This window comes from Dermacoccus sp. NHGro5, from assembly GCF_017565385.1.
Classification (GTDB): domain Bacteria; phylum Actinomycetota; class Actinomycetes; order Actinomycetales; family Dermatophilaceae; genus Dermacoccus; species Dermacoccus nishinomiyaensis.
In genome coordinates this window covers 19747-31738 of the sequence record NZ_JAGEKQ010000010.1, presented here as the reverse complement: position 1 = coordinate 31738, position 11992 = coordinate 19747, and the positions used below count along the sequence as shown (strand labels likewise).

Sequence of the window (11992 nt, the reverse complement as noted above, 5' to 3'; positions counted from 1 at the left end):
CCCTGGATGACGGCGGCCGCGCCCATGCGTGGGAGAATGGCGTCATGGTGATGAAGGAGACTCGATGAACGGCGTCAGAACGGCGCTCGCGACCGTGCTCGACGTGTTCTTCGTCTTGCTCATCGCGCGCCTCGTCTTCGACTGGATCCAGGTGTTCGCGCGGCAGTGGACGCCGCGTGGCGTCGTGCTCGTCGTCGCGGAGGCGGTCTACACCGTCACCGACCCGCCGATCAAGGCGGTGCGCCGCGTCGTTCCGCCCCTGCGCCTCGGCGGCGTCGGCATCGACCTGGCGTTCTTGATCGTGGCGCTGGCTGTGCAAGTCGCGGCTAATCTCCTAAGGTGAAGTTGGGAAATTTTTGAGCGTGCCCGCATCGGCGTGCACGAAACGGATTTGCCGAGGCCCCGCCTCGGCTTCGAGCGTTACTGAGGTGAATACATGGCGCTGACGCCGGAAGACGTCGTCAAGAAGGAGTTCTCGAAGCCGAAGGGGTTCGGGCGCAACGGATATGACGAGATTCAGGTCGACGACTTCCTCGACGAGATCGTCGTCGAGCTGCGCCGGCTGAACGCCGAGAACGACTCGCTGAGCGACAAGCTCGACGACTGCCGCCGCAGCCACGGCGGAGACGGCGACGCGACGATGGCGGGCCAGTCGAAGACGACGGCCGTCCCGGCCCTCACGCCGGTGAACAACGCTGCGGCTCCAGCCGCGAGTGGCTCGAGCGACGAGGACAAGGCGGAGATCGCGCGCCTCAAGAAGGAACTGGAAACGTCGCGCACCGAACTCGACAAGGCGCGTGCCCCCAAGGCGAACGAGGCTGCCGACGCAGGTCAGGACGCGGCGAGCGCCGACCTCACGAGCGCCCGTCGCGACCTCCAGACAGCCCGCGAGGAGGCCAAGAACGCGCAGGCGAAGCTGGCCGAGGCCGACGCGCGCATCACGCAGCTGGAGAACGAGCTGAAGCAGGCCCGCGAGGCCGCCTCGGCGACGTCGACGCAGCCGGCCACGAACGAGACCAACGCCGGCACCGACGCGGCGGGCGTCATCGCCCTCGCACAGCGTCTGCACGACCAGCACGTGCGTGACGGCGAGACCGAGCGTGATCGTCTCATCGGCGAAGCCACCGCGCACCGCGACAAGGTGGTCACGGAGGCGAACACGAAGAGCGAGAAGTTGCTGTCGAGCGCCAAGCAGCGTCACGACGAACTGCTGACGACGGGCCAGTCGACCTACGACGACCTCGTCAAGCGCGGCCAGAGCGAGCACGACGACCTCGTCAAGAAGGCTCAGGCCAAGCACGACGAACTCGTCTCGAGCGGGCAGAGCCAGCACGACAAGCTCGTGCGCACGGGTACCGAGAAGTCGGCCGCGCTCGTGGCCGAGGCCGAGCAGCGTCGCACGAGCATCCTGTCCGACCTCGAGACGCGACGCACGGCGCTGCAAGCCGAGATCGAGCGGCTCAAGGGCTTCGAGACCGACTACCGCTCGAACCTCAAGGGTTACCTGAACGAGCAGCTGCGTAGGCTCGACGAGAAGCAGCAGACGCCCGACACCAAAGCGTGATGTCCGCGGCCTGATGGCCGTCACCAAGCGGGCTCGTGGACGATCTGTCGTCCACGAGCCCGCTTCGTGCGTCCCTTCGTTGGTCCTACTAGCGGGTACGTGAAACTTCATCTGTTGTTCGCCTCGACCCGCCTGATGTGGCCTATCCTCTGCGTAAGATCCGCATCATCGTGCGCCCCGAGCGGGCGCCGCTGGGAGACTGGAGTGACCACCATGGCGACACAGAAGACCGCCGCGAGCGACCTGGCCGTCGGCGGCGCCGAGGAGCCGTGGGGCGACGCCGAACTCGCCGAGGTGCGGGCCGAGCTCGAGGCCGACGTGGCCCGCGTGCGCGCCGAGCTCGACGAACTAGCCACGGACTTCGAGGGGCTGCTGCGCAACCCGGGCGACGGGGCGGGCGACGACCAGGCCGACGTCGGCAACGCGAACTTCGAGCGCGAGCACGAGATCTCGTTGGCCCGCAAGTCCGCGGAGGTGCTGCGTCAGAGCGAACGCGCCCTCGAGCGGATGGACGACGGCACGTACGGCGTGTGCGAATCGTGCGGCGGCCCGATCGGCAAACTTCGACTCCAGGCCTTCCCTCGTGCGACCCTATGCATGACATGCAAGAAGAAGCAGGAGCGCCGCTGAACTCGGGCGCCACACCCACCGTCCCCCCGTCCCGCGTCTCGGGGCGCCCTCTCGCGCTCGTCGCCGTGGCGGCGCTCGGCGTCATCGCGGCCGACCAGGCCAGCAAGCAATGGGCGCAGGACGCCCTGAGTGACGGCCGCCCGCGTGATCTGCTCGGCTCGTTCCTGCGGCTGCGGTTGACGTACAACCCCGGCGCCGCGTTCAGCCTCGGCACGAATTCGACGCTCTTCATCACCGCGTTGGCGGTGGTCGTGGTCGTCGTGCTCGCCGTGACGGCGCGCAAGCTGCGTAGCGTCCCGTGGGCCCTCGCCTTCGGGCTGATCATCGGAGGAGCCGTCGGCAATCTGATCGACAGATTCTTCCGTGAGCCGGGTGGGGGTCGTGGCCACGTCGTGGACTTTCTCGAGCTGCCGCACTGGCCGATCTTCAACCTGGCCGATTCGGCGATCTGCGTCGCCGCGGCCCTCGTTGTGTTGCTGACCTTCCGCGGCATCGGTCTCGACGGAACGCGCGAGGGCGCCCACGACGGCGCAGATGATGGCGCGTCGCCCACCACCGAGGAGGCTCAGCGATGAGCGAGGTCAAGTCGTTGTTCGTCCCAGAAGGGCTCGAGGGGGAGCGCGTCGACGCGGCCATCGCCCGCCTGCTGGGTTTCTCCCGCACCCGCGCCGCCGAACTCGCGGCCGAGGGCTCCGTCAGCGTCGACGGCAAGCGGGTCGCGAAGTCCGAGCGCGTGAGCGCCGGCGCGTGGCTCGAGGTCGCGATGCCGGAGCGTACCGGGCCGCGTGAGGCGACGCCCCGCGTCGAACCCGTGCCCGGCATGAACATCGTGCACGACGACACCGAGATCGTCGTCGTCGACAAGCCGGCCGGCGTCGCCGCGCACCCGAGCGTCGGCTGGGACGGCCCGGATGTCGTCGGTGGCCTCGCCGCTGCGGGTTACCGCATCTCCACCTCGGGCGCACCGGAGCGTCAGGGCATCGTGCAGCGCCTCGACGTCGGCACGAGCGGTCTCATGGTCGTCGCCAAGAGCGAGCGTGCGTACACCCTGCTCAAGCAGGCGTTCCGTGACCGCACGGTCGACAAGACGTACCACGCGCTCGTGCAGGGCCTGCCCGACCCGATCGAGGGCACGATCGACGCCCCGATCGGGCGCCATCCCAACCACGACTACAAGTTCGCCGTCATGGATTCCGGCCGCGCGTCGGTGACGCACTACGAACTGCTCGAGGCGTTCCGGTCGGCGTCGCTGCTTGAGATCCATCTCGAGACGGGGCGCACCCACCAGATCCGTGTCCACGTCTCAGCGATGCATCATCCGTGCGTCGGCGACCCGCTGTACGGCTCCGACCCGACGCTCGCGAAGAAGCTCGGGCTGGAGCGTCAGTGGCTGCACGCCGTCGAGCTCGGATTCGACCACCCCGGTAGCGGTGAACGTGTGACGTTCACCTCGCCGTACCCGGCCGACCTGCAGCGCGCGCTCGATCGCATCAGCGCCTGACGCGGAATTCCGCGACGTTCCGCCCGGCTCCCGGCTCGCCCCGGGAGCCGGGCGTCGCGCATCCGGCGGGGTTGTCGGTGGCCGGTCGTAGACTTCATGGCGATGTCCAGTCAGTCGAAGAGCTTCGTCCATCTGCACAACCACACCGAGTACTCGATGCTCGACGGTGCAGCCCGTATCGATGACATGTTCGCGCGTGCGCAGGAGTTCGGCATGCCCGCGATCGCGACCACCGACCACGGGTACCTGTTCGGTGCCTACGAGTTCTGGTCGAAGTCGCGCAAGTATGACGTGAAGCCGATCATCGGCCTCGAGGCGTACATGACGCCGGGCACGCACCGCACCGACAAGACGCGCACCACGTGGGGCGAGCGCGGACAGGAGGCCGACGACGTCTCCAACCGCGGTCTCTACACACACATGACGCTGCTCGCGAAGAACAACGAGGGCATGCACAACCTGTTCCGCATGGGCTCGCAGGCCTCGCTCGACCAGGTGTACTCGAAGTATCCGCGACTCGACCGAGAGCTGCTCAGCACGTACGGCACGGGCATCATCGGCACGACGGGGTGCCCGTCGGGGGAGATCCAGACGCGCCTTCGTCTGGGGCAGTACGACAAGGCGCGCGAGGCCGCGGCGGAGTTCCGCGACATCTTCGGTGACGGCAACTTCTACTGCGAGCTGATGGAGCACGACCTCGACGTCGACATCGAGCGGCGCGTGCGCAGTGACCTGCTCAAGCTGGCGAAGGACCTCAACCTGCCGCTGCTCGCGACGAACGACCTGCATTACACGAACAAGGAGGACGCGGTCCACCACGATGCGCTGCTGTGCATCAACTCGGGTTCGCGCCTGACCGACCCCAACCGCTTCAAGTTCGGCAGCCACGAGTTCTACCTCAAGTCGGCCGACGAGATGCGTCACCTCTTCCGCGACCACCCGGACGCGTGCGACAACACCCTGCTCATCGCCGAGCAGTGCGAGGTGTCCTTCACCGAGGGCGAAGGGCGCTACATGCCGCGCTTCCCCTGCCCCGAGGGTGAGGACGAGACGTCCTGGTTCATCAAGGAGGTCGAGACGGGGCTGCGCCGTCGCTTCCCCGAGGGTGTGCCGGACTACGCCGTGAAGCAGGCGAAGTACGAGCAGGACGTCATCATCGGCAAGGGCTATCCGGGCTACTTCCTCGTCGTCGCCGACTTCATCAACTGGGCGAAGCGCAACGGCATCCGCGTCGGGCCGGGGCGTGGTTCGGGTGCCGGTTCGATGTGCGCGTACGCGATGGGCATCACCGACCTCGACCCCGTCCCGCATGGTCTGATCTTCGAGCGCTTCCTCAACCCCGAACGTCAGTCGATGCCCGACTTCGACGTCGACTTCGACGAGCGTCGGCGCTCGGAGGTCATCCGGTACGTCGTCGACAAGTACGGCGAGGATCGCGTGTCGTACATCGTCACGTACGGCACGATCAAGGCGAAGCAGGCCGTCAAGGACGCCTCGCGCGTCATGGACTTCCCGTTCGCCATCGGCGAGCAGATGACGAAGGCGATGCCGGCCGACGTCATGGGCAAGGGCGTGCCGCTGGCGAAGATGTACGACGAGAGCCACCCGCGCTACGCCGAGGGCGGCGAGTTCCGTGAGCTCATCGCCTCCGACCCGACGTTCAAGAACATCTTCGACGCGGGCGTCGGCCTCGAGGGGCTGAAACGTCAGTGGGGCGTGCACGCGGCCGGCGTCATCATGTCGAGCGAACCGCTCATCGACGTCATCCCGATCATGCGTCGCCTGCAGGACGGCGCCGTCATCACGCAGTTCGACTACCCGAGCTGCGAGACGCTCGGCCTCGTCAAGATGGACTTCCTCGGCCTGCGCAACCTGACGATCCTCGACGACGCGCTCAAGAACATCAAGGCCAACCGTGACGAGGACATCGACCTCGACGCGCTGAGCAAGGACATGACGGACGCGAAGACGTACGACCTGCTCGCGCGAGGTGACACGCTCGGCGTGTTCCAGCTCGACGGCGGCGGCATGCGCCAGCTACTGCGTCTCATGCAGCCCGACAACTTCGAGGACATCTCCGCCGCTCTCGCGCTGTACCGTCCCGGCCCGATGGGCGCCAACGCGCACACCAACTTCGCGCTGCGCAAGAACGGTAAGCAGCAGATCGACTACATCCACCCCGAGCTGACCGAGGCGCTCGAGCCGATCCTCAACATGACGTATGGCCTGATCATCTATCAGGAGCAGGTCATGGAGATCGCGCAGAAGCTCGCCGGGTACACCCTCGGTAACGCCGACCTGCTGCGGCGCGCGATGGGCAAGAAGAAGAAGGAGGTGCTCGACGCCGAGTACGTCAACTTCGAGAAGGGCATGCTCGACAACGGCTTCTCGAAGGAGTCGGTGCAGACGCTGTGGAGCATCCTGTTGCCGTTCTCCGACTACGCGTTCAACAAGGCGCACACCGCGGCGTACGGGCTCGTGTCGTACTGGACGGGCTATCTCAAGGCGAACTACCCGGCCGAGTACATGGCGGCGCTGCTCACGTCGGTGCGTGACGACAAGGACAAGTCAGCGCTGTACCTCAACGAGTGCCGCCACATGGGCATCAAGGTGCTGCCGCCCGACGTCAACGAGTCGATCGGCAACTTCGCGGCCGTCGGCGAGGACATCCGTTTCGGGCTCGAGGCGATCCGCAACGTCGGTTCCAACGTCGTCGCGGCGATCATCGCGGCGCGTGAGGAGAAGGGCCGTTTCACCTCGTTCGAGGACTTCCTGCGCAAGTGCCCCGCGACGGTGCTCAACAAGCGCACGGTCGAGTCACTGGTCAAGGCGGGCGCGTTCGACGACCTCGGCCACCAGCGTCAGGGGCTCGTGCAGATCCATGAGTTGTACGTCGATGCGCTCATCGACGAGAAGCGCAAGGAGGAGCACGGGCAGGATTCGCTGTTCGCCGGTTTCGGTGACGATGCGCCGGGCATCGAGTTCGCCGCGCTACCGCAGATTCCGCCGATCGAGTGGGACAAGCAGACGAAGCTCGCGTTCGAGCGCGAGATGCTCGGCCTGTACGTCTCCGACCACCCGCTGTTCGGCATCGAGGCGGCGCTCGCGCAGTTCTCCGACACGTCGGTCGCGCGCCTGCTCGCCGAGGACGCGCTGCCCGACGGTGCGACGGTGACGATCGCCGGGCTCATCACGGGCCTGCAGATCAAACGCACGAAGAAGGGCGATCTGTGGGCCATCGCGACCGTCGAGGACATGGACGGTGCGATCGAGTGCCTGTTCTTTCCCTCGACGTACGCGACGGTTTCGACGATGCTGAGCCAGGACGTCGTGTGCGCCGTCAAGGGGCGCGTCAACCGTCGTGACGAGTCGGTCGCGCTCAACGCGATGGAGCTGACGCTGCCCGAGCTGACGGACGGCCCACGCGGCCCGGTGCTGCTGCACCTGCCGTACGCGCGGGCGACGCAGGGGTTGGCCGAGCGGCTCAAGGAGGTGCTGGGGGAGCACCCCGGCATCACCGAGGTGCACCTCAAGCTCTCGCGGCCGGGGCGCACCCTCACCGTCAAGCTCGACGACAGCCTGCGCGTCAACGCGACGCCCGCGCTGTTCGGTGACCTCAAGGCCCTCCTGGGCCCCTCGTGCCTCGGCTGACGCACGACGATCGTTCGGAAGGAACACCCATGACCGACACCACGGCGACTCAGCCGAATCAGCCGACGCCGCCGATCGCTCGTCGCGTGCCGACGCAGCGCACCCACCACGGGGACGTCTTCGTCGACGACTACGAGTGGCTGCGCGACAAGAGCAACCCCGACGTCATCGCGCATCTGAACGCGGAGAACGCCTACACCGACGCCGTGCTCGCCGCGCAGGAGCCGCTGCGCGAGCGTCTCTTCGACGAGATCAAGGCGCGCACGAAAGAGACCGATCTGTCGATCCCGGTGCGCGACAAGGACTGGTGGTACTACACGCGCACCCTCGAGGGAAAGCAGTACGGCATCAGCTGCCGCGCACCGTACCGTGACGGTGAGGCCCGTCCGACGCCGCGGCCGGGGGAGGCGCTCGCGGGGGAGCAGGTGCTGCTCGACGGCAACGTCGAGGCCGAGGGCAAGGAGTTCTACTCGGTCGGCGCACTCGCGCTGACGCCCGACCAGAACCGGCTCGCCGCGCTCATGGACTTCGCGGGTGACGAGCGCTACGCCGTCACGGTGCGCGACATCGCCTCGGGCGAGACGATCGAGGAGAGCGTCACCGACGTCGGGTACGGCCTCGTGTGGTCGGCTGCGGGGGATGCGTACTTCTACACGCGCGTCGACGAGTCGTGGCGCCCGCACCAGGTGTGGCGTCACGTCGTCGGCACCGACCCCAGCGAGGACGTGCTGCTCTACCAGGAGGACGACGCGGCCTACTGGCTCGGCATCGGCGGCACGCATGACGATCGGTGGCTCATCCTGTCGATGGGGTCGAAGAACACCTCCGAGTTCCACCTCATGGATCTGCACGACGAGGCCGCCGGCTGGCGCGTCGTGCAGCCGCGCACCGAGGGGCTCGACTACGACATCGAGATCGACGAGGACCGGCTCTACATCGTGCACAACCGTGACCGCGTCGACTTCGACGTGGCCGTGGCGCCGCTCGCCGACCCCGGCGTCGACAACTGGCAGCCGCTGCTCGTGGGCGCCGAGGGCGAGCGCATCCTCGGGGTCTCCGCCTACCGCGACTTCATGCTCGTCGGTCTGCGCGCCGGCGGCCTGCCGACCGTGCGGCTCCTGCCCAAGGAGGGCGACGGTTTCGGGGCGGCGCGCGAGCTGCCGTTCGCGGGCGAACTCACCGTCGTCGGTGTCGGGGCGAACCCGACGTACGAGGCGACGACGCTCATGGTCGCAACAGAGTCGTTCATCGAGCCGCGCGCCATCTTCGACTGGGACACGACGACGGACGAGGTGACGCTGCTCAAGCGTCGCGAGGTGCTGGGCGGCCACGACCCGGCCGACTACCAGCAGCACCGTCTGTGGGTGACGGCTCCCGACGGCGCCCAGGTGCCGGTCTCGCTCGTGGCGCACCGCGACGTCACGCCCGATGGGACGAACCCCGTGCTGTTGTACGGGTACGGCTCGTACGAGTCGTCGATCGACCCGTATTTCTCCGTCCTGCGGCTCAGCCTGCTGCAGCGCGGCGTCGTGTTCGCCATCGCGCACGTGCGCGGTGGCGGTGAGATGGGCCGATCCTGGTATCTCGACGGGCGGCTCGAGCACAAGAAGAACACGTTCACCGACTTCGTCGCGGCGGGGCGTCACCTCGTCGAGACGGGGTGGGCGGCCCCCGATCGCCTTGCGGCCGAGGGGGGTTCGGCCGGCGGCCTCCTCATCGGCGCGGCGCTCAACGAGGCGCCTGAGCTGTTCTGCGCCGTGCACGCGCAGGTGCCGTTCGTCGACGCGTTGACGACGACGCTCGACCCGTCGCTGCCGCTGACGCAGGGGGAGTGGGAGGAGTGGGGCAACCCGCTCGCCGACCCGGACGTGTACGCGTACATGAAGAGTTACACGCCGTACGAGAACGTCCGCGACGTCGACTACCCGTCGGTGCTCGCGACGACGAGCCTCAACGACACGCGCGTGTTCTACGTCGAACCCGCGAAGTGGGTGCAGATGCTGCGCCGCACCGTCACGAGTGACCAGAACGAGCGACCGATTCTGCTCAAGACCGAGATGGTCGCGGGCCACGGCGGCGTCAGCGGGCGGTACGAGGCGTGGAAGGAGGCGGCGTTCGAGACCGCGTGGATTCTCGACCGTCTCGGCGCGTCCGAGATCGTGCACCCGGCGTCCGCCAACGTCTGACTCACGCCCTGAGTAAGCGACACCCTGGGGAAGTGAACCCCGTTCTTTAGCCTGAGTGCACCCGGGTGCACTCGGGCGCAAGAACGGGGGCTGCATCTCTTGGGCACGACGCGAGTGGCGCCGGCTCAGGTCGAGGACGGGCCCGCTGCGCCAAGCCGTCGGCTGTCACTCCTGAGCTGAGCGCGCCTCGACGGCTGCGCGGATGCGCTGCAGCGTCGTGTTCATGCCGGCGACGAGGTTGGCCTCGAAGTCGTCCTCACCGCCGAGCACCTTGTCGACGAGCAGCGCCGACACCTTCGACGTACCGCCCGGCGGCACGTCACGTCGCTGCGTCAGCACGGTGCCGCCGTCCTGCGGCGTGAGCGTGAAACTCCACGTCGTGCCGTTGTCGAGCACCAGGAAAGCGACGCGCTGCAGGTCGTGAAAATCAGTCACCTTCGCACGCGTCGGCCACCACAGATTGCCGTCACGATTGACGTTGAGCATGAACGTGCCACGGCGGATCGGGCCCCGCGCAATCACCTTGCGACACTGCGGTGACCACTGCGGCATCCGCCGCAGGTCACTGACGAGCGGCCACACCTGCTCCGGGGGAGCAGCGATGAAGATCTCGGATTCGAGGTTGTCAGCCATGACGCCCACCGTAGCTGGCCGCCGGTCGTCCTCCTCGGCTACGGTGCGGGGCTATCGATGAAGATCGGTTCAGATGAGCATTTTTTCTCCGACATCTGAACCCGCTCGGCTACGGCCGAGGGCCCGGGGTGGGCAGCTCGCTCACGCTCGCTGCCCGCCCCGGGCCCTCAACCTTCGCCTCCTGATGCAGAGGTGGTTCAGATGACCTTTTTTTTCTCCGGCATCTGAACCCGCTCGGCCACGACAGAGGGCCCGGGGGGGCAGCTCGCTCACGCTCGCTGCCCGCCTCGGGCCCTCAACCTTCGCCTCCAGATGCAGAGGTGGTTCAGATGACCATTTTTTCTCCGACATCTGAACCCGCTCGGCCTTTGCCTCCCAGGCTCAGATGTCGTAGTACATCTCGAACTCGTGCGGGTGCGGACGGAAACGAATCGGGTCGATCTCGTTCAGACGCTTGTACTCGATCCACGTCTCGATGAGGTCCTCCGTGAACACGTCACCCTCGAGCAGATACTCGTGGTCGGCCTCGAGCGCGTCGAGCACGTCACCGAGCGAACCCGGAACCTGCTGAATGGCCTCGTGCTCCTCGGGCGGCAGCTCGTACAGGTCCTTGTCGACCGGCTCCGGCGGCTCGATGCGGTTCTTGATGCCGTCGAGGCCCGCCATCAGCTGCGCCGCGAAGCACAGGTACGGGTTCGCCGACGGGTCCGGGACACGGAACTCGACACGCTTCGCCTTCGGCGATGTGCCCGTGATCGGGATACGCACGCACGCGGAACGGTTGCGCGCGGAGTACACGAGGTTCACCGGCGCCTCGTAACCCGGTACGAGACGGTGGTAGGAGTTGACCGTCGGGTTCGTGAACGCGAGCAGCGACGGCGCGTGCTTGAGCAGACCACCGATGTACCAGCGAGCGATGTCCGACAGGCCACCGTAACCACGCTCGTCGTAGAACAGCGGCTCGCCGTCCTTCCACAACGACTGGTGCGTGTGCATACCCGAACCGTTGTCGCCGAACAACGGCTTCGGCATGAACGTCGCCGAGCGTCCGTTCTGGAACGCGACGTTCTTGATGACGTACTTGAACTTCATGACGTCATCACCCGACTGCAGCAGGGTGTTGAACTTGTAGTTGATCTCCATCTGACCGGCCGTGCCGACCTCGTGGTGGCTGCGCTCGACCTCGAGGCCGACCTCGTGCAGCTTCAGCACCATCTCGTCGCGCAGGTCGGCGAAGTGGTCGACGGGCGGGACGGGGAAGTAACCTCCCTTGTACCGGGTCTTGTACCCCAGGTTGCCGCCCTCTTCGACGCGGCCCGTGTTCCAGGCCGCCTCGATCGAATCGATGTAGTAGTAGCCGGCGTTCTGCTTCGTCTCGAAACGCACGTCGTCGAAGACGTAGAACTCGGCCTCGGCGCCGAAGAACGCCGTGTCGGCGATCCCCGTCGACTTCAGGTACGCCTCGGCCTTCGCCGCGATGTTGCGCGGGTCGCGCGAGTACTGCTCGCCCGTGAACGGGTCGACGATCGAGAAGTTGATGATGAGCGTCTTGTACTCACGGAACGGGTCCAGGTAGGCCGTCTGCAGGTCCGGGATGAGCTTCATGTCGGACTCGTGGATGGCCTGGAAACCGCGAATGGACGAGCCGTCGAACATCTGGCCGGTCTCGATCGCCTCAGCGTCGAAGCTCTCGGCCGGGATGTTGAAGTGCTGCATGACGCCCGGCAGGTCGCAGAAGCGGATGTCGACGAATTTGACGTCCTCATCCTCGATGAACTTCACGACCTCTTCAGCGGTCTTGAACATGGATCCTCCTGACTGGGGTGT

9 protein-coding genes are annotated in these 11992 nt (G+C 66.8%); 7 read left to right on the top strand and 2 right to left on the bottom strand.

Going from position 1 to position 11992, the window contains the following annotated elements; all coding sequences use genetic code 11:
- Positions 1 to 64: 64 nt before the first annotated feature.
- The 7 genes from J4Z35_RS05690 (at position 65) to J4Z35_RS05660 (ending at position 9532) form a co-directional block, all read left to right on the top strand.
- Entirely contained in the window at positions 65 to 343 is a 279-nt protein-coding gene (locus tag J4Z35_RS05690) for a YggT family protein (RefSeq protein ID WP_038567748.1), read from the top strand.
- A gap of 93 nt (positions 344 to 436) precedes the next feature.
- Positions 437 to 1564, top strand: a complete 1128-nt coding sequence (locus tag J4Z35_RS05685; RefSeq protein WP_074041035.1) for a DivIVA domain-containing protein — start codon at positions 437 to 439, stop codon at positions 1562 to 1564.
- Between the two features lie 213 nt (positions 1565 to 1777).
- The gene (locus J4Z35_RS05680; RefSeq protein WP_038567752.1) at positions 1778 to 2194 is read left to right on the top strand and encodes a TraR/DksA family transcriptional regulator; all 417 of its coding nucleotides are present in this window, start codon (positions 1778 to 1780) and stop codon (positions 2192 to 2194) included.
- The gene (gene lspA, locus J4Z35_RS05675) at positions 2167 to 2769 is read left to right on the top strand and encodes a signal peptidase II (protein WP_083604005.1); all 603 of its coding nucleotides are present in this window, start codon (positions 2167 to 2169) and stop codon (positions 2767 to 2769) included. Before J4Z35_RS05680 ends, lspA begins: the two co-directional genes overlap by 28 nt.
- Complete coding sequence (locus J4Z35_RS05670; protein WP_038567756.1) at positions 2766 to 3695, top strand: RluA family pseudouridine synthase; 930 nt, start codon at positions 2766 to 2768, stop codon at positions 3693 to 3695. Before lspA ends, J4Z35_RS05670 begins: the two co-directional genes overlap by 4 nt.
- Before the next feature lie 102 nt (positions 3696 to 3797).
- The gene (gene dnaE, locus J4Z35_RS05665) at positions 3798 to 7346 is read left to right on the top strand and encodes a DNA polymerase III subunit alpha (protein ID WP_074041046.1); all 3549 of its coding nucleotides are present in this window, start codon (positions 3798 to 3800) and stop codon (positions 7344 to 7346) included.
- Positions 7347 to 7375: 29 nt separating this feature from the next.
- Positions 7376 to 9532 carry a S9 family peptidase gene (locus J4Z35_RS05660; RefSeq protein WP_074041034.1) on the top strand — a complete coding sequence of 719 codons (2157 nt, stop codon included), beginning with the start codon at positions 7376 to 7378 and terminating at the stop codon, positions 9530 to 9532.
- Between the two features lie 165 nt (positions 9533 to 9697).
- Here J4Z35_RS05660 and J4Z35_RS05655 read toward each other — a convergent pair whose 3' ends face one another.
- Positions 9698 to 10165, bottom strand: coding sequence for an SRPBCC family protein (locus J4Z35_RS05655; protein WP_074041033.1), 468 nt, complete (start codon positions 10163 to 10165; stop codon positions 9698 to 9700).
- 381 nt (positions 10166 to 10546) lie between these two features.
- Entirely contained in the window at positions 10547 to 11971 is a 1425-nt protein-coding gene (gene glnA / locus J4Z35_RS05650) for a type I glutamate--ammonia ligase (RefSeq protein ID WP_006946569.1), read from the bottom strand.
- Between the last annotated feature and the right edge of the window lie 21 nt (positions 11972 to 11992).

Excerpts from the sequence above, each read along its gene's own strand:
- lspA (WP_083604005.1), top strand. The coding sequence starts at position 2,167 with ATGCAAGAAGAAGCAGGAGCGCCGCTGAACTCGGGCGCCACACCCACC.
- J4Z35_RS05680 (WP_038567752.1), top strand. The coding sequence starts at position 1,778 with ATGGCGACACAGAAGACCGCCGCGAGCGACCTGGCCGTCGGCGGCGCC.
- J4Z35_RS05670 (WP_038567756.1), top strand. The coding sequence starts at position 2,766 with ATGAGCGAGGTCAAGTCGTTGTTCGTCCCAGAAGGGCTCGAGGGGGAG.
- J4Z35_RS05655 (WP_074041033.1), bottom strand. The coding sequence starts at position 10,165 with ATGGCTGACAACCTCGAATCCGAGATCTTCATCGCTGCTCCCCCGGAG.
- J4Z35_RS05685 (WP_074041035.1), top strand. The coding sequence starts at position 437 with ATGGCGCTGACGCCGGAAGACGTCGTCAAGAAGGAGTTCTCGAAGCCG.
- J4Z35_RS05660 (WP_074041034.1), top strand. The coding sequence starts at position 7,376 with ATGACCGACACCACGGCGACTCAGCCGAATCAGCCGACGCCGCCGATC.
- J4Z35_RS05690 (WP_038567748.1), top strand. The coding sequence starts at position 65 with ATGAACGGCGTCAGAACGGCGCTCGCGACCGTGCTCGACGTGTTCTTC.
- glnA (WP_006946569.1), bottom strand. The coding sequence starts at position 11,971 with ATGTTCAAGACCGCTGAAGAGGTCGTGAAGTTCATCGAGGATGAGGAC.
- dnaE (WP_074041046.1), top strand. The coding sequence starts at position 3,798 with ATGTCCAGTCAGTCGAAGAGCTTCGTCCATCTGCACAACCACACCGAG.